The following is a 21,541-nucleotide window of genomic DNA, read 5'->3' on the forward strand; positions in this document are numbered from 1 at the left end:
TGTTTCACGTGAAACATCGCCCCTCGGTGTGTTCGCGGCTCTGTGTGTCCGAGGCTGTGTTTCACGTGAAACACAGCCTCTCCTCAGACCTCAGTCCTGCGCGGCCCACCACTCCTTGAGTGCCGCCACCGCCGCGTCATGCTCCATCGGCCCGTTCTCCAGTCGGAGCTCCAGCAGGTGCTGGTACGCCTTGCCGATGACGGGGCCCGGTCCGACGCCCAGGATCTCCATGATCTGGTTGCCGTCGAGGTCCGGGCGGATGGCGTCGAGCTCCTCCTGCTCCTGGAGCTGGGCGATGCGCTCCTCCAGGCCGTCGTAGGCGCGGGAGAGCGCGGCCGCCTTGCGCTTGTTCCGCGTCGTGCAGTCCGAGCGGGTCAGCTTGTGCAGGCGATCGAGGAGCGGGCCGGCGTCCCGGACGTAGCGGCGCACCGCCGAGTCCGTCCACTCGCCGGTGCCGTAGCCGTGAAAGCGCAGGTGCAGCTCGACGAGGCGCGAGACGTCCTTCACGAGCTCGTTGGAGTACTTCAGCGCCGTCATGCGCTTCTTCGTCATCTTCGCGCCGACCACCTCGTGGTGGTGGAACGAGACACGGCCGTCCTTCTCGAAGCGGCGCGTCCGCGGCTTGCCGATGTCGTGCAGCAGGGCCGCCAGCCGCAGGGTCAGGTCGGGGCCGTCCTCCTCGAGGTCCATCGCCTGCTCCAGCACGATCAGCGTGTGCTCGTAGACGTCCTTGTGCCGGTGGTGCTCGTCGCTCTCCAGCCGCAGGGCGGGGAGCTCGGGCAGGACGTGGGCGGCGAGCCCGGTGTCGACCAGCAGTGTCAGGCCCTTGCGGGGGTGGTCGGAGAGGATCAGCTTGTTCAGTTCGTCCCGTACCCGCTCCGCGGAGACGATCTCGATGCGCCCGGCCATGTCCGTCATGGCGGTCACGACCTCGGGCGCCACCTCGAAGTCCAGCTGGGCCGCGAAGCGCGCCGCGCGCATCATGCGCAGCGGATCGTCCGAGAACGACTCCTCAGGCGTACCGGGCGTCCGCAGCACCCGCTCGGCGAGGTCCTCGAGCCCCCCGTGCGGGTCGATGAACTCCTTCTCGGGGAGAGCGACGGCCATCGCGTTCACGGTGAAGTCGCGGCGGACCAGATCCTGCTCGATGGAGTCCCCGTACGACACCTCGGGCTTGCGCGAGGTCCGGTCGTACGCCTCCGAGCGGTATGTCGTCACCTCGATCTGGTAGCCGTCCTTCTGCGCCCCGACCGTGCCGAACGCGATCCCGACCTCCCACACCGCGTCCGCCCACGGGCGCACGATCTTCAGCACGTCCTCGGGGCGGGCGTCGGTCGTGAAGTCGAGGTCATTGCCGAGCCGGCCGAGCAGCGCGTCCCGTACCGATCCACCGACCAGGGCGAGGGAGAACCCGGCCTCCTGGAATCGGCGGGCGAGATCATCGGCGACGGGCGCGACCCGCAGCAGTTCACTGACCGCGCGGTGCTGCGCCTCGCTCAGGGCGCTGGGCTTGTCTTCGTTGGCGTTCGGCACAACAGAAGAGGGTACGTGGCCGGGGCGACCGCCCGCTCCCTGCGGGGCGCGCCCCCCGCGAGCGCGGACACCCCCACGGATACGGGCGGACGATCTGTTCTCGCCTCGTACGGAAGCCCTCCCCTTTATAAGGGAACATAAAGGGCAGGACGGTCGCCTGAAGCGATCTTGCTGGGGAGACCGTGGCACTTCCCCTCAGCGCGCATCGTTACCATGCCTGGACGCACATTCCGACGACCACTGACGACGACTAGGGACGGACGAGCGCGTGGCCGAGGCGGCAGACTTCCAGGGGACCAGTCCCTCACCTGCCCGCCGGTGGCTGCGGCGCACCGGGGCACTGCTCGCCGGCGCGCCCCTGCTGGCCGGTGTGCTCCAGCTGCCCGCCTCCCCTGCCGCGCAGGCGGCCGTACAGGACTCCCAGAGCGCCGTATCGGGCCCCGGCTCGGTCGATGTGGCTGTGGATTCCCTCACCCCGGGCGTCCCCGGAGAGGGTGACACCGTCACGGTCTCGGGCACGGTGACCAACAAGGGGAAGCGTACGGTCACCGACGCCAAGGTGGATCTGCTCCTGGGCCGGCCGGTGAACACCCGCTCCGCCATCGACACGATCTCCCGCCGCACCACCTTCCAGCCCGGCCTCGACGGCGACCCGGTGGGCGGGAAGTACGTCAAGGAGTTCACCAAGCTGGCCCCCGGCATCTCCCAGCGCTTCAGCATCGCGGTGCCGGTCGACAAGCTGAACCTCGACCAGGACGGCGTGTACCAGTTCTCCGTCTCCCTGTCCGGGGAGACGGCGGCCCAGCCCTGGCCGCAGGTGCTCGGCATCCAGCGCACGTTCCTGCCGTGGCAGCCCGACGGGGCCGAGACCAAGACACGGACGACCGTCCTGTGGCCGCTGATCTCGACCACGCACATGACGGCCGAGACCGGCTCGGACGAGTCGCAGACGCCCGTGTTCCACGACGACGACCTCGCCAAGGAGATCGCCCCCGGCGGCCGCCTCCAGCAGATGGTGGCGCTCGGCAAGGAGCTGGACGTCACGTGGGTGATCGACCCGGACCTGCTCGCCTCCGTGGACGCTATGACTGAGCGCTACAGCATCCAGGGCGAGGGCGACACGAAGACGCCGGGCACCCACCAAGGCGTCGCCAAGCAGTGGCTCTCCGACCTGCAGGACGCGGTCGAGGGCAAGGAGGTCGTGGCGCTGCCCTTCGGCGACCCCGACCTGGCCTCCCTCGCGCACAACGGCACGAACGTCACGGGGTCCCTGAACCACTTCAAGGAGGCGACCGACGTCGCCGGGGACACCGTCGAGTCGATCCTCCACGTGGAGCCGGCCACCGACTTCGCCTGGCCCGTCGAGGGCGCCGTGGACCCGTCGATCGTCAAGGTCGGCACCTCCGCCGGCGCGGACAAGGTGATCGCCCGCAGCGACAGCCTGGCGGAGGACAACAGCCTCCCGTACACCCCCTCCGCCGCACGCCCGATCGGCGGCGGCACCAGCGCCGTCGTCGCCGACGCCCGTCTGTCGACGCTGTTCCAGGGCAATCAGACGCGGGCGTCGACCTCGACGCTCGCCGTGCAGCGGTTCCTCGCACAGAGCCTGACCCTGAACCTCCAGACGAGCAAGCAGCGCAATATCGTCGTCGCCCCGCAGCGCATGCCGACCGCGAGCCAGGCCCAGACCATGGCCCAGGCCGTGCGGGCGCTGCAGGACGGCTCCTGGTCGCAGGCGCAGGACCTCACGGCGGCCGCCTCGGCCAAGCCGGACCCGGCCGCCACCACTCGCGTCCCGGCGGCCTCCAAGTACCCCTCCGCCCTGCGCAAGCAGGAACTGCCCCGGGGTGCCTTCTCGCAGATCGCCACCACCCAGGACAAGCTCGACCGGTTCAAGGTCGTCCTGACCAACCAGTCACGGGTCGTGACCCCCTTCGGGCGGGCCATGAACCGGACGATGTCGACGTCGTGGCGTGGCCGTGCGGGCGCGGCGGCGGACTTCCGCAACGGGGTGGAGGCGTACGTCGACTCCCTCGCCGGCCAGGTCACGCTGATCGACAAGTCCGAGACCAAGCTGTCCGGCCGCAGCGCCACGATCCCGGTGACGGTGAAGAACAACCTGGTGCAGGGGGTCGACCACCTGGTGCTGCGGCTCAGGTCGACCGCTCCGAGGCGCCTCGAGATCGGCGGCGAGGCCTACGAGGAGCAGCGGGTCGCCGTGTCCGGCGGCCACAGCCAGACGGTGAAGTTCACGGCGTCCGCGCAGGCCAACGGCAAGGCGACCGTGATCGCCCAGCTGTACACCGAGGACGGCCGGGCGTACGGCGACCCCGTCAAGTTCGACGTGAAGGTCACCGAGTTCACGGCCACCGTGATGCTGGTCATCGGCGGCGGCTTCCTGCTGCTCGTCCTCGCCGGATTCCGTATGTACACGCAGCGCAAGCGCGCGGCGGCGCGGGCTGCCGAGGAGGACGGTCCCGAGCAGACGAACGAATCCGAGGACGATCCGGAGAACCCGGAAGGCCCTGCGGAACGTCTGACGGACGAGGGACCGGCCGAGGAGGAGTCGGGCGCCGAAGCCCGGGCAGGCGCCTCCGAGCAGCCGAGTGACCCGATCCCGGACACCGCAGCGGAAAGCGCCGACCCGTCCGGCACGGGTGAGAGAGTGGACCGTTGAGCGAAGTCGTGGCCGGTGGGCCCGGGACGATGAGGTGGGGTAGCCATGAACGCGCCGTACGACGGTGACCGCGGCCAGGCCGCGGGCAGCTCGGGGCACCCCGAGGGCCCGCCGCCCGAGGGCCAGGTACCGCCGCAGCACCCCGCGGACATGTACCTCCAGGACGCCTACGACCAGGACCCGTACCAGGGGCAGGACATCACCGCCCAGGACCCGGTCGCCGAGGCGCTGTACGACCGTGCCGCGCACCCGCCGCCCCCGCCGGGCGCCTACCGGCCCCAGCAGCCGCTGTACTCCCAGCCGCCGCAGTCGCCGTACGCCCCCGACCCGAACGTGTGGGCGCAGACGCCGGCGCCCGAGCCGGAGGGCCCGACCCAGTACCTGCCGTACGGGGACGACCCCCGGACGACCCAGTACGTCGGCGTCGACGACCTCGTCTCGCACTCGTCGGAGGAGCGCCCGGAGCACGACGCCTTCGCGCATCTCTTCCGGGACCAGCAGCAGGGCGGCGGCCAGCAGCAGTACCAGCCGACGTCGGTCCCCGGTCCGTCCCCCGCGCCCGCCCCCGGCCCGCAGCAGGCGGCCGCACCGGTCGCCGCGCCCGAGAGCGAGGAGCCGGCGCCCGCTCCGGCCCCCGCGCCCGTCGCGAAGAAGGGCGGCAAGGTCGGCGGTCTGCTGAAGTCCAGCGCCGTCATGGCGGCCGGCACGATGGTGTCCCGCCTCACCGGGTTCGTCCGGTCGATGCTGATCGTCTCGGCTCTCGGTCTCGGTCTGCTCGGCGACTCCTTCCAGGTCGCCTACCAGCTGCCGACGATGATCTACATCCTGACCGTCGGCGGTGGCCTCAACTCCGTCTTCGTGCCGCAGCTCGTGCGCGCCATGAAGGACGACGAGGACGGCGGCGAGGCCTACGCCAACCGTCTGCTGACCCTCGTCATGGTCGCGCTCGCCGCGCTCACGGCACTCGCGATGTTCGCGGCACCGCTCCTGGTCAGCGCCCTGTCGACCAAGGTCGCCAGCGACCCCGCCGCCAACGAGGTGGCGGTCACCTTCACGCGCTACTTCCTGCCCTCGATCTTCTTCATGGGCGTCCATGTCGTGATGGGCCAGATCCTCAACGCCCGCGGCCGCTTCGGCGCCATGATGTGGACCCCGGTCCTGAACAACGTCGTCATCATCGTGACGCTGGGCATGTTCATCTGGGTGTACGGCACCTCCGAGCGTTCCGGGATGTCGGTCACGAGCATCCCGCCGGAGGGGCAGCGGCTCCTCGGCATCGGCATCCTGCTCGGCCTGGTGGTCCAGTCCCTCGCCATGATCCCGTACCTGCGGGAGACGGGCTTCCGGATGAGGCTGCGCTTCGACTGGCGAGGGCACGGCCTCGGCAAGGCCGCCATGCTCGCCAAGTGGACGATCCTGTTCGTCCTGGCCAACCAGGCCGGCGCCCTCGTCGTCACCCAGCTGTCCACCGCCGCCGGATTCGCGTCGGGCGACGAGGGCACCGGCTTCGCCGCCTACGCCAACGCCCAGCTGATCTGGGGTCTGCCACAGGCCATCATCACCGTCTCCCTGATGGCCGCCCTGCTGCCCCGGATCTCCCGCTCTGCCGCCGAGAACGACGCCGGCGCGGTCCGCGACGACATCTCGCAGGGCCTGCGCACCACCGCGGTGGCGATCGTGCCGCTCGCCTTCGGATTCGTGGCGCTCGGCATCCCGATGTGCACCCTGATGTTCGGCTCGTCCGGCACCAGCCAGGCCACCAACATGGGCTACATGCTGATGGCCTTCGGCCTCGGCCTGATCCCCTACTCGGTGCAGTACGTCGTCCTGCGTGCCTTCTACGCGTACGAGGACACCCGCACCCCCTTCTACAACACGGTCATCGTGGCGGCCGGCAACGCGGCGGCCTCCGGGCTCTGCTACCTCGTCCTGCCCGCCCGCTGGGCCGTGGTGGGCATGGCGGCCTCCTACGGCCTGGCGTACGCGATCGGCGTCGGGGTGGCCTGGCGACGGCTGCGCGCCAAGCTGGGCGGCGATCTGGACGGCGCCCGCGTGACGCGGACCTACGCGCGGCTCTGCATCGCGTCGGTCCCGGCCGCGCTCGTCGCTGGGGCGGCCTGCTACGGCATCAGCCAGGTCCTCGGCCAGGGCGCCGCCGGCTCGCTCGCCGCCCTCCTGGCCGGTGGGGCCGTGCTGCTGGGCGTCTTCTTCGTGGCCGCGCGACGGATGCGCATCGAGGAACTGAACTCGCTCGTCGGCATGGTCCGCGGGCGCCTGGGTCGCTGAGGTGGGGGTAGGCGCACAACCATCGTCCGTCATCGTGTGTCGTGCATAGCGGCGGACTGTGGGCACAATTGGTTCGGCGTCGGACGGCGCGCACGAGGTGTGGCGGCGCGCATTGAATGGGGAGGCAGGAACGACGGTGGCGGAACGGAGCACGGCTGCCGTCGACGTGGCAGACAACAGCGGTGACGAGCCGCTGACCGCTCAGGCGGACGAGTCGTCCACGGCCGACGGGGTGGCCACGAATCGGGAGCGGGGCAAGGACATCGACGAGGCACAGGGGAGTGGCGGGACGGAGGGTCCCGAAAAGGCCTCGGCGCCCGAACTGCACAGCGGTCACAAGCTCGCCAGTCGCTACCGCCTGGAGGAGTGCGTCACCCGTCTGGACGGTTTCAGCAGCTGGCGTGCCGTCGACGAGAAACTGCGCCGCGCCGTCGGCGTCCACATCCTGCCCGCGGATCACACACGGGCCCGTGCCGTACTGGCCGCGGCCCGCTCCTCCGCGCTGCTCGGCGATCCACGCTTCGTCCAGGTCCTCGACGCCGTCGAGGAGGACGACGTCGTCTACGTCGTCCACGAATGGCTCCCCGACGCCACCGAGCTGACGGCCCTCCTCGCCGCCGGCCCGCTGGAGGTGTACGACGCCTACCAGATGGTCACGCAGGTGTCCGCCGCCATGGCCGCCGCGCACCGTGAGGGCCTGGCCCATCTGCGCCTCAACCCGAACGCCGTGCTGCGTACGTCCACCGGGCAGTGGCGCATCCGCGGCCTCGCGGTGAACGCCGCCCTGCGCGGCATCAGCTCCGACACTCCGCAACGTGCGGACACGGAGGCCATCGGCGCCCTGCTGTACGCGTCGCTCACGCAGCGCTGGCCCTACGAGAGCGACGCCTACGGCCTGTCCGGGCTCCCCAAGGACGTCGGGCTGATCGCCCCGGACCAGGTGCGGGCCGGCGTCCACCGCGGGCTGTCCGAGCTCGCCATGCGCGCGCTCGCCAACGACGGCGCGACCGCCTCCCGCCACGAGGCCGCCTGCACCACTCCTGAGGAGCTGGTGAAGGCCATCGGCGAGATGCCTCGCATCCGCCCGCCGGAGCCCGCGTTCACCGCCCCGCCGGACTACCAGCGCACGACCTACCAGCAGGGCACCTACGGCCGCCCGGCGCCCCGTCCGGGTGTCACGCAGCCGGTGCCCACCCCGCCGCCCCCGCTGCAGAGCCGCACCGGCAAGGCCCTGAAGTGGGCCGTCTCGGCCCTCCTGATCGCCGCCCTGGGCCTGGGCAGCTGGCAGCTCGCCGACGCCCTCATGGACCGGGGCAAGCAGTCCGACGACCCCAACCAGAATCAGACGAACGACGGCGGCGAGAAGAACGGCGGCAAGAACAAGCCGGCCGAGCCGCTCAAGATCACCGGCTCCCAGGAGTACGTGGCCGAGGGTGACGCGCAGCATCCCAAGGACGTCGGCCTGACGTATGACAACGACGCGACGACGGGATGGCGGACCAACAGCTACAAGGACGGTCCGAAAATAGTGATCAAGCCCGGCGTCGGCATCGTCTACGACCTCGGCGCCACTCAGGAGGTCTCGGCCGCCACGCTGTCCCTCCGCTACGGCGGTGATCACACCACTGTCCAGCTCTACGCCACCAAGACGCTCGACTCGTCCACGCCGCTGAGCTCGATGAAGCAGCTGGGCAGTGCGACGACGAGCGGCACCTCCGCCAAGGTGACCGTCGACAAGCCGGTGAAGACCCGCTACGTGCTGGTGTGGCTGACCGCGATGCCGTACTCCGGCGCCGACTCCGCCAACTACAGTCAGCCTGGATACAAGCAGGCCATCACCGAAGTGAAGTTCGCCGGCTGACTGCGTCCCAGGGGAGGGGGTCCGCGTGACAGATCGCACCGCTCACGGCGACGCGAGCGATCAGGACCTCCTCGCCCTGCACGTGGCCGGCGACCCCGACGCCTTCGGTGAGATCGTGCGGCGCCACCGCGACCGTCTCTGGGCGGTGGCCCTGCGCACGCTCGGGGACCGCGAGGAGGCCGCCGACGCCGTCCAGGACGCCCTCGTCTCCGCCTACCGGGCCGCCCACACCTTCCGGGGCCAGTCGGCCGTCACCACCTGGCTGCACCGGATCACGGTGAACGCCTGCCTGGACCGCGCTCGTAAGGCGGCCTCCCGGAAGACCTCACCCGTCGACGACACCGAGCGCCTCGAGCAGCTTCTCGAGCCGCACGAGTCGGCCTCGGCACCCGCGGAACGCAACGATCTGCACCGCCAGCTCCTGGAAGCGCTCGGCACGCTGCCTCCCGACCAGCGGGCGGCCCTCGTCCTGGTGGACATGCAGGGCTACCCCGTCGCGGAGGCCGCCCGGGTCCTGGACGTCCCCACCGGCACCGTGAAAAGCCGCTGCGCGAGAGGGAGAGCCCGGCTGCTGCCTCTCCTGACGCATCTACGGCCCGAGCGTGCGGGCAAGGATTCCGGCGAGAGGCGGAACCGGACGCAGGGGACATCCGTCCCACCGGCAGCGGGTCCACGTGCCGCGGGTCAGGACACGGAGCCACGCGACAATGGTCCGAGTGATCCAGCGGCAGTGAAGGGCGGAGGTGGGCGAGCGTGACATCCACGACGGGCGAGGCCGGGCACCCGGACGTCACCGAGATCTCCGACCTCACCGAGGGCCTGCTGACACCGTCCCGGGCCGCCGACATAGAGCGGCATCTCGAGGTCTGCGAGCTGTGTGCGGACGTCCATGACTCGCTGGAGGAGATCCGGGGGCTGATCGGCTCGGTGCCGATCCCCTCGCGGATGCCCGATGATGTCGCCGAACGTATCGATGCAGCGCTGGCGGCGGAGTCTCTGGCTCGTTCCTCGACGCCGGGTGGTTCCTCCTCGCCGGCTGCAAGCGAGGACAACCGTGCCTCGACCGCGTCTCATGTTTCACGTGAAACATCGCCGGCCGCCGACCGGCCGGCGGGACGTGCGCGCCCGTCGACCGCCGGCCCCGGCCGCAAGGGCAAGAAGAGGCCGGGGAACCGCAGGGTGGCCCTGGGGGCCGCCTTCACAGCCGTCGGACTGGGTCTCGGCTCGGTGCTTCTGGTCTTCGCGGTGAACGGAGGAGGGTCCAGCCCTACGGCCGAGGGCAATCAGACGGCTTCCGACACCTTCGCCGCGGCGAAGCTGGAGAGCAAGGTCGCCGACCTCCTCGACAAGAACGCACCGGCCGCACCGTCCTCTCGGGGCCCCAACCGCAGCATGGGCGTGGAAGGCGGCGTCGACCCCCAGAGGCCGAAGATCCTGCGCGAGGTCAACGTGCCGGACTGTGTCCGCAAGGGGATCGGCCGCGACGAGAACGCGCTGGCTGCTGAGGAAGGCGTCTTCCAGGGCAAGGACGCTCTGCTCGTCGTCCTGCCGGATGCCTCCGACGTCACTCGGGTCACCGCGTATCTGATGGACGCGACCTGTGTGCAGCACCCGACGGAGAGCGCGGCCAAGATCCTTCTGACGGAGTCCTACGCGCGTTCCTGAGGGCCGGGCGATTGGCCGTCCTCCCGCGTGGCAACCCGTAGAGGGGGCATCACCGTGTGCCCTGACACAGCGGGAATGCGCGCCCCTTAGGATCCGTTGGGTGGGGTGAGAGCTCGGAAGGAGCTCCCACCGGTCCGACGACGTATTCCAGAGACGAGGAATCAAGCCGTGAGCGACGTCCGAAACGTGATCATCATCGGCTCCGGGCCCGCCGGCTACACGGCGGCGCTCTACACTGCGCGCGCGTCGCTGAAGCCGCTGGTGTTCGAGGGCGCCGTCACCGCCGGTGGTGCGCTCATGAACACCACCGAGGTGGAGAACTTCCCCGGCTTCCAGGACGGCATCATGGGCCCCGAGCTCATGGACAACATGCGTGCCCAGGCCGAGCGCTTCGGTGCCGAGCTGATCCCGGACGACATCGTCAACGTCGACCTGACCGGTGAGATCAAGACCGTCACGGACACCGCCGGCACCGTGCACCGCGCGAAGGCCGTCATCGTCACCACCGGCTCGCAGCACCGCAAGCTCGGTCTGCCGAACGAGGACGCCCTGTCGGGCCGCGGCGTCTCCTGGTGTGCCACCTGTGACGGCTTCTTCTTCAAGGACCAGGACATCGCCGTCATCGGTGGTGGCGACACCGCCATGGAGGAGGCGACCTTCCTCTCGCGCTTCGCCAAGTCGGTGACGATCGTGCACCGCCGTGACACGCTGCGCGCCTCCAAGGCCATGCAGGACCGCGCCTTCGCCGACCCGAAGATCAAGTTCGTCTGGGACAGCGAAGTGGCCGAGGTCCAGGGTGAGCAGAAGCTCTCCGGCCTCAAGCTGCGCAACGTCAAGACCGGCGAGCTCTCCGACCTGGCGGTCACCGGCCTGTTCATCGCGATCGGCCACGACCCGCGCACGGAGCTGTTCAAGGGCCAGCTGGAGCTCGACGAGGAGGGCTACCTCAAGGTCGACGCCCCCTCGACGCGTACCAACGTGACCGGTGTCTTCGCCGCCGGTGACGTGGTGGACCACACCTACCGCCAGGCCATCACGGCCGCCGGCACCGGTTGTTCCGCCGCTCTGGACGCCGAGCGCTTCCTCGCCGCCCTGGCGGACGAGGAGAACGCCGAGCCCGAGAAGACCGCAGTCTGAACCCCACCCCGCCCCACGCACCACTTAGTTAAGGAGCCCGCAGTGGCCGGCACCCTGAAGAACGTGACCGACGAGACCTTCGAGCAGGACGTCCTCAAGAGCGACAAGCCTGTCCTGGTGGACTTCTGGGCCGCCTGGTGCGGTCCGTGCCGCCAGATCGCTCCGTCCCTCGAGGCGATCGCCGCCGAGCACGGCGACAAGATCGAGATCGTCAAGCTGAACATCGACGAGAACCCGGGTACGGCCGCCAAGTACGGCGTCATGTCCATCCCGACGCTGAACGTCTACCACAACGGCGAGGTCGCCAAGACCATCGTCGGCGCGAAGCCGAAGGCCGCGATCGTCCGCGACCTCGAGGACTTCATCGCTGAGTGATGTTTCACGTGAAACACGAATGGGCCAGCCCTCTTGGGCTGGCCCATTTTCGTGTCGCGTAGCTCAACAGCGCCCACCGGGGGCTAAAGGCGTCCTAGAGAGGCCTCAGCGCCGGTTCCTTCTGTACGGCCCCCAGGAGCCGGTCGAGTGCCATCTCGACGTCCTCCTTCCAGGACAGGGTCGACCTCAGCTCCAGCCGAAGACGGGGCGTCGTGGGATGCGGGCGGACCGTCTTGAAGCCCACCGCGAGGAGATGATCCGCGGGCAGCACACAGGCGGGCTCTTTCCACCGCGCGTCCCCGAACGCCTCGATCGCCTTGAAGCCCCGCCGCAGCAGATCCTTCGCGACCGTCTGGACCATGACCCGGCCCAGCCCTTGTCCCTGGTAGCCGGGCAGGATGAACCCGGTCATCAGCTGCACCGCATCCGGAGACACCGGGCTCGTGGGGAACGCGGTCGAGCGGGGGACGTACGCCGGAGGCGCGTACAGCACGTACCCCACCGGTACCTCGTCGACGTAGACGACACGACCGCAGGACCCCCAGTCCAGCAGGACTGCGGAGATCCAGGCTTCCTTCTCCAGAGCGGCGGTGCCCTCCTTTACCGCTGCTTCACCGCTGACCGGGTCGAGTTCCCAGAAGACGCACGACCGGCAGCGCTTGGGAAGGTCCGGGAGGTTGTCCAGCGTGAGCGGTACGAGCCGACGCCCCATGCAGCCTGTTCCTCGCTTCCTTCGCCCGCGGCATCGCGGGCGGCTGTCAAGGCGCTCCGCTCCTTGAGCAGGCTGCCGACGAAACCGCCGACCGCCCCCAGGCCCAGGGCCGCGCTCACCAATCCGGTGCGGCTCACCGTTCGCATGGACCCCGCCTCCCCTTAGAGGTCTTGCCCAGTGGATGCGCCATACCCGAACGCATCGTATCCACGATGCGATTCCATCGATACCGCATAAAAGCAAAGTGCGGGTCGTGTTCCGGTACACACCGGACACGACCCGCACTCACGGCCGAAGAACCCGATCAGAGACTGATCGGAGCCCACTCGTAGTCGCCCTGCTCTTAGCCTTCGCCGTCCTCGGCGTCGTCGCCGAGCAGGCTCTTCTGCAGGGCGAGCTTCTCCCCCGGAGCCAGCGTGCTGAGGATGCGCTCCAGGTCCTCGGGAGACGCGAACTCGACGGTGATCTTGCCCTTCTTCTGCCCCAGCTCGACCTTCACCCGCGTCTCGAAGCGATCCGATAGCCGAGTGGCGAGGTCGGACAGCGCCGGCGAGGGCACCGATCCGGCTCGCGGCCCCTTGGAGCGCGGCGCCTTCTGCGGGCGCGAGCCCATCAGCGTCACGATCTCCTCGACGGAGCGGACGGAGAGCCCCTCGGCCACCACGCGGTAGGCGAGACGCTCCTGCTCCTCCGGGTCGTCCACCGAGAGCAGCGCCCGGGCGTGCCCGGCGGAGAGCACTCCGGCCGCCACCCGGTTCTGGACCTTGGGGGACAGCTTCAGCAGTCGCAGGGTGTTGGAGACCTGAGGGCGGGACCGGCCGATACGGTCCGCCAACTGGTCGTGCGTGCAGTTGAAGTCCTTCAGCAGCTGGTCGTAGGCCGCTGCCTCTTCGATCGGGTTCAGCTGGGCGCGGTGCAGGTTCTCCAGGAGGGCGTCCAGGAGAAGCTTCTCGTCGTCGGTGGCCCGCACGATCGCCGGGATCGCTTCGAGGCCGGCCTCACGGCAGGCCCGCCAACGCCGCTCGCCCATGATGAGCTCATAGCGGGACGACGCGAGCTGACGCACGACGATCGGCTGGAGGAGGCCGACCTCCTGGATGGAGGTGACGAGCTCCTGCAGAGCGTCCTCGTCGAAGATCTCACGCGGCTGGCGCGGGTTCGGGGTGATCTCGTCGAGGGGGATCTCCGCGAAGTGGGCGCCCATGGGAGCCGAGGGAACCTCGGCGGCGTTGCTCGCCGACGGCTCCTCTGTTTCACGTGAAACAGGCGGCAGGGTCGCCACCTTGGCCGCGGCGACTCCGCGGTCACTCAGCGCCGGAGCCGTCGCCGTGGACGTACCGGCAGTGCCGCCCAGTGCCGGCGGGGGCACGGTCTTCTCCGTGGGTGCAGCAGGGATCAGTGCGCCGAGACCACGGCCCAACCCCCTCCGTCGCTCGCTCACTGGATCCCCTCCACCATGTTCGGGTTGCTCTGGGCTCCGATATGGGCCTGCGTCGGGTCGTAGTTCACACCGACGCCCCTCAGAGCGATTTCTCGTGCCGCCTCAAGATAAGACAGGGCACCGCTCGATCCTGGATCGTAGGTCAGGACCGTCTGCCCATAGCTCGGCGCCTCGGAGATACGGACCGAGCGGGGAATGCTCGTCCGCAGCACCTCGTCGCCGAAGTGGCTGCGGACCTCGTCCGCCACCTGCGAGGCCAGCCGGGTGCGGCCGTCGTACATGGTGAGCAGGATCGTGGAGACATGCAGGGCGGGATTGAGGTGCCCCCGCACGAGGTCGACGTTGCGCAGGAGCTGCCCCAGGCCCTCCAGCGCGTAGTACTCGCACTGGATCGGGATGAGGACTTCCTGTCCCGCCACCAGGGCGTTGACCGTCAGCAGGCCGAGCGAGGGCGGGCAGTCGATGAGGATGTAGTCCAGCGGCTGCTCGTACGCCTGGATGGCCCGCTCCAGTCGGCTCTCCCGCGCGACCAGCGAGACCAGCTCGATCTCGGCACCGGCCAGATCGATCGTGGCCGGGGCGCAGAAGAGCCCTTCGACGTCGGGGACCGGCTGGACGACTTCGGCCAGCGGCTTGCTCTCCACCAGAACGTCGTAGATCGAGGGAACCTCGGCGTGGTGGTCGATTCCCAGAGCCGTGGAGGCGTTGCCCTGCGGGTCGAGGTCGATGACCAGCACACGGCCACCGTGCAGAGCCAGGGAGGCGGCAAGGTTGACCGTGGTGGTCGTCTTGCCTACGCCGCCCTTCTGGTTGGCGACGACCATGACACGGGTCTGCTCGGGCCGTGGCAGGCCCTCGCCGGCGCGGCCCAGAGCTTCCACCGCCAATTGGGCAGCACGACCGATGGGAGTGTCGTCCATCGGGGGCGGTGTTTCACGTGAAACATCGTCCCCCATCGACTCGGTACGGGGACCGGGGACCGGATCGGTCATCGGTCCCGCGATGTTGGCGTCGGACCGCAAGGATTCACTCTCCTCGACTTCAGGCTCGCAATGAACAGAGCCTCCCATGTCTTCGGGGTCGTGAACCAGTGAGGCCTGGTGTTCTGTGGAGAAATCCACCTCTGTGGACAACTCCGTGCCCCTCGCGGGGGACGGATTGCTGTCAGGAACACCCTCTCCGAGAGAACCGAGAGGCTTCCGATCTCGAGGTTCGGCAGCAGCGCGGCCGCGGCTGATGATGCCGTGCAACAGTGAGCGACGTTTCACGTGAAACACGATGCACAGCAGCCGAGGCCGAACTGTCGCGACACTCCGGCATGGGTAGGTTTGCCAGCTTGTGTGGAGTACGTCTGGTCGTCAGGACGGATCAGCGGCGCCGGCGCGTGCGCCCCGTCCTGGCAGCCTTCGCACGCTTGGCCGCGAACCGCACGCCGCCCGGGCTCTCGCCGACCTCAACCCGGACGACCGTGGACAGCGGATCCACGACGCCCTCACCCACATGGAGGATGGACGTCCCCACGGCACCGAGCTTGCTCAACGCGGTGGCCGCGCTCTTCAGCTCCTCCTCGGCGGTGTCCCCCTTGAGGGCCAGCATCTCGCCGTAGGGCCGCAGCAGAGGGATGCCCCAGGTCGCCAGGCGGTCCAGCGGCGCCACGGCCCGTGCGGTGACGACATGGACCGGCTGGAGCTTCCCCATGACCTCTTCGGCTCGACCGCGCACGACGGTCACATGGTCCAGCCCCAGCAGTTCCACGACCTCCGTCAGAAAGGTCGTGCGCCGCAGCAGCGGCTCCAGAAGGGTGATCTTCAGGTCCTCCCGGACCAGGGCCAGGGGGATACCCGGCAGACCGGCACCCGAGCCCACGTCGCACACCGTCACGTTCTCGGGCACGACCTCGGAGAGCACCGCGCAGTTCAGGAGATGCCGCTCCCAGAGACGAGGCACCTCCCGTGGCCCGATCAGGCCACGCTGCACACCCGCCTCGGCGAGCAGTTCGGCGTAGCGGACCGCGTCCGCGAAGCGATCGCCGAACACGTCACGTGCCTGCTCGGGCGCGGGGGGAAGCTCCGCTGCCTCCGTCACGGGGACCGTCCTTCCGTACGGCGCGGCGCACCGGGCGCCTGCACCAGAACCACGAGAACTATCGCTGACAAAGTTCGGCCCCGCCTGCGGGCAGACGGGGCCGGGAGAACGTAAGGCCGATCAGGCGGGCAGAACGACGACGAACCGCTGCGGCTCCTCGCCCTCGGACTCGCTGCGCAGCCCGGCCGACTTGACCGCGTCGTGCACGACCTTGCGCTCGAACGGCGTCATCGGCTTCAGCTTGACCGGCTCGCCGGTGTTCTTGACGTCGGCGGCGGCCTTGGCGCCGAGCTCGGAGAGCTCGGCACGCTTCTTGGCGCGGTAGCCCGCGATGTCCAGCATCAGCCGGCTGCGGTCCCCGGTCTCCCGGTGCACGGCGAGACGCGTCAGCTCCTGCAGCGCCTCCAGCACCTCGCCGTCACGGCCGACCAGCTTCTGCAGGTCGCGGCCACCGGCGTCGCTGATGATCGACACAGCGGCGCGGTCGGCCTCGACGTCCATGTCGATGTCGCCGTCGAGATCGGCGATGTCCAGCAGACCCTCGAGGTAGTCCGCCGCGATCTCGCCCTCCTGCTCCAGGCGGGTCAGGGTGTCTGCACCCTCGGCGGCGGCGGAGGTGGTGCCTTCCGTCACGGGATGGGCTCCTTCTTACTTCTTGGACGGGGACTTGGGGCGCTGCGGACCGCCCTTGCGCTGCCCGGACTGGGCCTTGCTGCGACCCTGTCCCGCGGACTTCGGCGCGGGCTTCTTGGCCGCCGCGGGCTTGGCGTCCTCGGGCGCGTCGGACTTCTGCAGGGACGTCGGCTCGTCGGCGTGCTTCTGGGTGCCCGACTGCCGCTGCGACTTGCTCTGCCGCTTCGGCTGCTGGCGCCGGGGAGCGCCGCCGGCCGGGGTGCCGTCCTCGGTCACGGTGGCGACGGCGCCCTCGCTCTTGATCACGGTGCCGTCGGGCTGCGCCGCGAGGCTCGCCTTGGAGAGACCGTTGATGAACTTGCGCTCGTACTCGTTGCGGTCGCGGCCCTTGGCGACGATGGCCTTGATGATGGCCTTCTCGCCGCGCCCGCGGACCTTGCCGTGCTGCGTGACACGGTGGGTGAGGCGCTCCAGGTAGGCGGCCTGCGCCTTGGAGCCCGGGGTCGGGTTGTTGCGGATGACGTACATCTGCTGGCCCATGGTCCACACGTTGGTGGTCAGCCAGTAGACGAGAACACCGACCGGGAAGTTGATGCCGAAGACGGCGAACATGACCGGGAAGATGTACATGAGCATCTTCTGCTGCTGCATGAACGGCGTCTTCACCGTGGTGTCGACGTTCTTCGTCATCAGCTGGCGCTGCGTGTAGAACTGCGACGCCGACATCAGGACGATCATGACCGCGGTGACGACCCGGACGTCCGTCAGCGTGGCGCCGAGCTGGGCCACCTTGTCGGCGCTGTCCGTGAACTTCGCGGCGAGCGGGGCACCGAAGATGTGTGCCTTACGGGCGCTCTCGAGCAGCTGATCGTCGATGACGCCGATCGTCTTGCCCGTCGCGATGCCGTTGAGCACGTGGTACAGGGCGAAGAAGAACGGCGACTGCGCCAGGATGGGAAGGCACGAGGAGAGCGGGTTGGTACCCGTCTCCTTGTACAGCTTCATCATCTCTTCGGACTGACGCTGCTTGTCGTTCTTGTAGCGCTCCTGGATCTTCTTCATCTCGGGCTGGAGCGTCTGCATGGCCCGGGTCGCCTTGATCTGCTTCACGAAGAGCGGGATCAGGCAGATACGGATCAGGATCACCAGGGACACGATGGACAGGCCCCAGGCCCACCCGGTGTCCTCGCCGAAGATGGCGCCGTACACCTTGTGGAACTGGACGATGACCCATGAGACGGGTGTCGTGATGAAGCTGAAGAGGCTGGCAATCGTGTCCACTAATCATGCTCCTTGGGCATGGGGCGAGGTCTCTGCGGCCGGGCTCGAAGGAACATTCTCTTCAATGGCCGTTTCGGCGGCGGAGGGCCCGCCCTTGCGTGCGCGCCATGCGTTGCGCAGCAGCTCGTGCCACCGCGGACGCTTGCGCGGCGGGACATGGTCCACACCGCCCAGTGACCACGGGTTGCATCGCAGGATGCGCCAGGCGGTGAGCGCCGTGCCCTTGATCGCACCGTGCCGGTCGATGGCCGTGTACCCGTAGTGGGAACACGACGGGTAGTACTTGCACACCGGTCCGAGCAGTGGACTGATCGTCCACTGGTACAGCTTGATCAGAGCCAGCAGTGGGTACTTCATCGCGCGCCCCCTCCCAGGAGCCGCTGCAGAGCGGCGTCCAGGTCTCGGGCCAGCTGTGCATGGTCGGCGTCACCCGAACCGGGTAGCGCTCGTACGACTACCAGGCTACCGGGGGGCAGCTGGTCGACTCGATCGCGCATGAGATGGCGAAGCCTGCGCTTCACCTTGTTCCGCACGACTGCACCACCCACGGCTTTGCTCACGACGAAACCCGCACGCGTCGGGGGAGCGCTCTCCCCAGGCGCATGCGGGTCCGTGGCACCGCTACGAAGATGGACGACGAGGTGTGGGCGTCCTGCCCGGCGCCCTCGTCGTACCGCGGTCGCGAAGTCCTCGCGCCGCCTCAGCCGGTTCTCGGTGGGCAGCACGACGGCATGACCTGACCGGGATCAGGCGGACAGACGGGCGCGACCCTTGCTACGGCGGGACGCGAGGATCGCGCGGCCGGCACGGGTGCGCATACGCAGCCGGAAGCCGTGGGTCTTCGCGCGACGACGGTTGTTCGGCTGGAAGGTGCGCTTGCTCACTCGGGGGCTCCAGTAATAAATCGGTGTTGGCGGGTGCCGTCCTGGCTGTCACCGTGCGCCCACGAGTAGCTCGCAGTTACGCCCGAGTGCACCGCTATCCGATCACCTGACGTGACCTGTGCCCATCGGAGGCAGGCGGCAGCAGCCATCGACAACTCGACCTGGTTACGGTACGCGCGGCTACGCCATCCGGTCAAACCAGCCGCGACTGGGGGACACTATCCACAGGCTGGGGACAACGACTTGAACCGTACCCGTCGCGCTGACTACCGTGACGGAACTCCGATTCGTTCCCTTGTCCCCCCCAGATTCTGACTCCACCCGATTGAATCCCGACCCGTCCCACAATCACACGTTCGTGGGACCTGTGAGAGAGCGTGCCCTGTGGCTGACGTACCTGCCGATCTTGCCGCAGTGTGGCCACGAGTACTCGAGCAGCTCCTCGGTGAGGGCCGCGGGCAGGGTGTGGAGGCGAAGGACGAGCACTGGATCCGGCGCTGCCAGCCCCTCGCGCTGGTCGCCGACACCGCGCTGCTCGCCGTACCGAACGAATTCGCGAAGGGCGTACTGGAGGGCCGGCTGGCCCCGGTCGTCAGCGAGACCCTGACCCGTGAGTGCGGGCGGCCCATCCGCATCGCGATCACCGTCGACGACTCTGCGGGCGAGCCCCCGGCCCCTCCGTCGCCCCAGCCTCAGCCCCAGCCCCGCTACGAGGAGCCGGAGCTCCCGTCGTACGAGGGCTACGGCCGGCACCGCGCCGAGGGACACACGTCCGACCCGCTGCCGACCGCGCGCCCGGCCTACCCCGGCGAGTACCAGCGCCCGGAGCCCGCGCCGGGCAGCTGGCCGCGCCCGTCCCAGGACGACTACGGCTGGCAGCAGCAGCGCCTCGGCTTCCCCGAGCGGGACCCGTACGCCACCCCGCAGGAGTCGTACGGCCAGGACTCCTACGGGCAGGACTCCTACGGCTCCCCGTCCCAGGACTACCGCCCGCAGCCGGTGGACCGGTCGTCGTACGACGGGAAGCGCCCCGACCACGACCAGCGCCGCTCCGACTACGAGCAGCAGCGGCCGGACTACGACCAGCCGCGGTCCGAGTACGAGCAGCAGCGCCCCGAGTACGACCAGCGGCCGGACTACGACCAGCCGCGCTCGGAGTACGACCGGGGTCCGCGCCGGGAGCTGCCCGATCCGCCGCCCGGCTCGGGCCATGTGCACCGCGGCGGCCCGGTCGGCTCGAACCTTCCGGCCTCCGGCGCCCCGGGTCCGCTCGCCGCGCAGCCCGCGCCGGCCTCCGGCCCGGGTGAGCCCACCGCGCGGCTGAACCCGAAGTACCTCTTCGACACGTTCGTCATCGGCGCGTCCAACCGCTTCGCGCACGCGGCCGCGGTGGCCGTCGCCGAGGCACCCGCGAAGGCGTACAACCCCCTGTTCATCTATGGGGAGTCGGGGCTCGGCAAGACGCACCTGCTGCACGCGATCGGGCACTACGCGCGCAGCCTCTACCCGGGCACGCGCGTGCGGTACGTGAGCTCCGAGGAGTTCACCAACGAGTTCATCAACTCGATCCGTGACGGCAAGGGCGACAGCTTCCGCAAGCGGTACCGCGAGATGGACATCCTGCTCGTCGACGACATCCAGTTCCTCGCGGACAAGGAGTCGACGCAGGAGGAGTTCTTCCACACCTTCAACACGCTCCACAACGCGAACAAGCAGATCGTGCTGTCCAGCGACCGGCCGCCCAAGCAGCTGGTCACTCTGGAGGACCGGCTGCGGAACCGTTTCGAGTGGGGTCTGATCACCGACGTGCAGCCGCCCGAGCTCGAGACGCGTATCGCGATCCTGCGCAAGAAGGCGGTCCAGGAGCAGCTCAACGCCCCGCCAGAGGTCCTGGAGTTCATCGCCTCCCGTATCTCCCGGAACATCCGTGAGCTGGAGGGCGCGCTGATCCGGGTGACGGCGTTCGCGTCGCTCAACCGGCAGCCGGTCGACCTGGGCCTGACGGAGATCGTCCTGAAGGACCTGATCCCCGGCGGCGAGGACTCGGCCCCGGAGATCACCTCCACGGCGATCATGGGCGCCACGGCCGACTACTTCGGCCTCACGGTCGAGGACCTGTGCGGCACCTCGCGCGGGCGGGCGCTCGTCACGGCCCGCCAGATCGCCATGTACCTGTGCCGTGAGCTGACGGACCTGTCGCTGCCGAAGATCGGCGCGCTGTTCGGCGGCCGCGACCACACCACGGTGATGCACGCCGACCGCAAGATCCGCAATCTGATGGCCGAGCGGCGCTCGATCTACAACCAGGTCACCGAGCTCACCAACCGCATCAAGAACGGCTGACGGCCCACCACACCGCTGAGGGCGCCTCCGGAGAGATCCGCAGGCGCCCTTTTCATGTCCGGGGACGGCCGGAGACCGTGCGCAGAGGGTCCGGAGACCGTCCAGGGAGGGTCCGGAGGCGGTTCGGCGACCGTCCGTGGCACCTCCAGCGCCGTCCCCCGCCCGGCACCCCACGACATCGCCTGTTCGATTACCTGCCGGGTTACGGTCTTCCTCCACAGATTCGGCGACTTTCTCGCGTCCACACCCTGGGGACCGGGAAGTTGTCCAGACTGCGTCCACAGGCCGACCTGTTGAAGGACCATCAGACCAGGTCAATCGGTTGTGGATTCGTGGACGAACGATCTCCACAGACTGTGGACGACGCGGAGATCCACAGCCTGTGCACGAAGTTGTCCACGGGCAACCCACAGGCTGGAGCCGGTTGTCCCCAGTGATCCCCAGCTTCTCCACACCGCTGTCCACTGTTCGGCAACGCGACGCGGCTCCTCACCGGGCCGAGTGAAAGGCGTCACACGAAGGTGCCGGGTTGCCCTGTGGGAAAGGCGGGTAAAGCTGGGGACGGCGCTGGGGAGAAGTCGCCCTGTCCTGTGCACGGGGTGTGCAGAACTTTCCGTTCTCCACAGAA

18 protein-coding genes are annotated in these 21,541 nt (G+C 69.1%); 8 read left to right on the plus strand and 10 right to left on the minus strand.

Annotated elements, in window-relative coordinates; all coding sequences use genetic code 11:
* Positions 1-90: 90 nt before the first annotated feature.
* Positions 91-1,533, minus strand: a complete 1,443-nt coding sequence (locus F8R89_RS17960; protein WP_151784925.1) for a CCA tRNA nucleotidyltransferase — start codon at positions 1,531-1,533, stop codon at positions 91-93.
* Between the two features lie 268 nt (positions 1,534-1,801).
* Between F8R89_RS17960 and F8R89_RS17965 the strand changes: the two genes are divergently transcribed.
* From F8R89_RS17965 to trxA, 7 genes are all read left to right on the plus strand, one after another.
* On the plus strand, positions 1,802-4,210 hold the full coding sequence (locus tag F8R89_RS17965; RefSeq protein ID WP_151784926.1) for a DUF6049 family protein: 2,409 nt from the start codon (positions 1,802-1,804) through the stop codon (positions 4,208-4,210).
* Positions 4,211-4,255: 45 nt separating this feature from the next.
* Positions 4,256-6,496, plus strand: coding sequence for a murein biosynthesis integral membrane protein MurJ (murJ, locus tag F8R89_RS17970; RefSeq protein WP_151784927.1), 2,241 nt, complete (start codon positions 4,256-4,258; stop codon positions 6,494-6,496).
* 136 nt (positions 6,497-6,632) lie between these two features.
* A complete protein-coding gene (locus tag F8R89_RS17975; RefSeq protein ID WP_151784928.1) occupies positions 6,633-8,357 on the plus strand; it encodes a protein kinase family protein in 1,725 nt (574 codons plus the stop codon).
* A 25-nt stretch (positions 8,358-8,382) separates the two neighbouring features.
* Entirely contained in the window at positions 8,383-9,114 is a 732-nt protein-coding gene (gene sigM / locus F8R89_RS17980; RefSeq protein ID WP_151784929.1) for an RNA polymerase sigma factor SigM, read from the plus strand.
* Entirely contained in the window at positions 9,111-10,022 is a 912-nt protein-coding gene (locus tag F8R89_RS17985) for an anti-sigma factor family protein (RefSeq protein ID WP_151784930.1), read from the plus strand. Before sigM ends, F8R89_RS17985 begins: the two co-directional genes overlap by 4 nt.
* Positions 10,023-10,190: 168 nt before the next feature.
* Positions 10,191-11,159 (plus strand): thioredoxin-disulfide reductase, encoded by a 969-nt coding sequence (trxB, locus tag F8R89_RS17990; RefSeq protein ID WP_151784931.1) that lies wholly within the window; start codon positions 10,191-10,193, stop codon positions 11,157-11,159.
* Positions 11,160-11,201: 42 nt separating this feature from the next.
* A complete protein-coding gene (gene trxA, locus F8R89_RS17995) occupies positions 11,202-11,534 on the plus strand; it encodes a thioredoxin (RefSeq protein WP_062665925.1) in 333 nt (110 codons plus the stop codon).
* Positions 11,535-11,628: 94 nt separating this feature from the next.
* Here trxA and F8R89_RS18000 read toward each other — a convergent pair whose 3' ends face one another.
* From F8R89_RS18000 to rpmH, 9 genes are all read right to left on the minus strand, one after another.
* Complete coding sequence (locus tag F8R89_RS18000; RefSeq protein WP_151784932.1) at positions 11,629-12,246, minus strand: GNAT family N-acetyltransferase; 618 nt, start codon at positions 12,244-12,246, stop codon at positions 11,629-11,631.
* A 343-nt stretch (positions 12,247-12,589) separates the two neighbouring features.
* Entirely contained in the window at positions 12,590-13,687 is a 1,098-nt protein-coding gene (locus F8R89_RS18005; RefSeq protein ID WP_151784933.1) for a ParB/RepB/Spo0J family partition protein, read from the minus strand.
* Complete coding sequence (locus tag F8R89_RS18010) at positions 13,684-14,757, minus strand: ParA family protein (RefSeq protein ID WP_151788182.1); 1,074 nt, start codon at positions 14,755-14,757, stop codon at positions 13,684-13,686. Before F8R89_RS18010 ends, F8R89_RS18005 begins: the two co-directional genes overlap by 4 nt.
* A 298-nt stretch (positions 14,758-15,055) precedes the next feature.
* A complete protein-coding gene (rsmG, locus tag F8R89_RS18015) occupies positions 15,056-15,772 on the minus strand; it encodes a 16S rRNA (guanine(527)-N(7))-methyltransferase RsmG (protein ID WP_151784934.1) in 717 nt (238 codons plus the stop codon).
* Positions 15,773-15,892: 120 nt separating this feature from the next.
* Positions 15,893-16,405 (minus strand): protein jag, encoded by a 513-nt coding sequence (locus F8R89_RS18020; protein WP_151784935.1) that lies wholly within the window; start codon positions 16,403-16,405, stop codon positions 15,893-15,895.
* Between the two features lie 15 nt (positions 16,406-16,420).
* Positions 16,421-17,686 carry a membrane protein insertase YidC gene (gene yidC / locus F8R89_RS18025; RefSeq protein WP_151784936.1) on the minus strand — a complete coding sequence of 422 codons (1,266 nt, stop codon included), beginning with the start codon at positions 17,684-17,686 and terminating at the stop codon, positions 16,421-16,423.
* Between the two features lie 3 nt (positions 17,687-17,689).
* Complete coding sequence (yidD, locus tag F8R89_RS18030; protein ID WP_055621059.1) at positions 17,690-18,043, minus strand: membrane protein insertion efficiency factor YidD; 354 nt, start codon at positions 18,041-18,043, stop codon at positions 17,690-17,692.
* Complete coding sequence (gene rnpA, locus F8R89_RS18035) at positions 18,040-18,411, minus strand: ribonuclease P protein component (RefSeq protein WP_079033564.1); 372 nt, start codon at positions 18,409-18,411, stop codon at positions 18,040-18,042. The genes yidD and rnpA overlap by 4 nt, the downstream gene beginning before the upstream one ends.
* A 21-nt stretch (positions 18,412-18,432) precedes the next feature.
* The gene (gene rpmH, locus F8R89_RS18040; protein ID WP_003956500.1) at positions 18,433-18,570 is read right to left on the minus strand and encodes a 50S ribosomal protein L34; all 138 of its coding nucleotides are present in this window, start codon (positions 18,568-18,570) and stop codon (positions 18,433-18,435) included.
* A 384-nt stretch (positions 18,571-18,954) separates the two neighbouring features.
* Between rpmH and dnaA the strand changes: the two genes are divergently transcribed.
* A complete protein-coding gene (dnaA, locus tag F8R89_RS18045; protein WP_151784937.1) occupies positions 18,955-20,913 on the plus strand; it encodes a chromosomal replication initiator protein DnaA in 1,959 nt (652 codons plus the stop codon).
* Positions 20,914-21,541: the final 628 nt, after the last annotated feature.

This window comes from Streptomyces sp. SS1-1, assembly GCF_008973465.1.
In the GTDB taxonomy this organism is placed as follows: Bacteria; Actinomycetota; Actinomycetes; order Streptomycetales; family Streptomycetaceae; genus Streptomyces.

Bases quoted from the DNA above. Each gene is read 5' to 3' on its own strand.
- murJ (WP_151784927.1), top strand. From the start codon at position 4,256: ATGAACGCGCCGTACGACGGTGACCGCGGCCAGGCCGCGGGCAGCTCG.
- yidD (WP_055621059.1), bottom strand. From the start codon at position 18,043: ATGAAGTACCCACTGCTGGCTCTGATCAAGCTGTACCAGTGGACGATC.
- F8R89_RS18000 (WP_151784932.1), bottom strand. From the start codon at position 12,246: ATGGGGCGTCGGCTCGTACCGCTCACGCTGGACAACCTCCCGGACCTT.
- F8R89_RS18010 (WP_151788182.1), bottom strand. From the start codon at position 14,757: ATGGGAGGCTCTGTTCATTGCGAGCCTGAAGTCGAGGAGAGTGAATCC.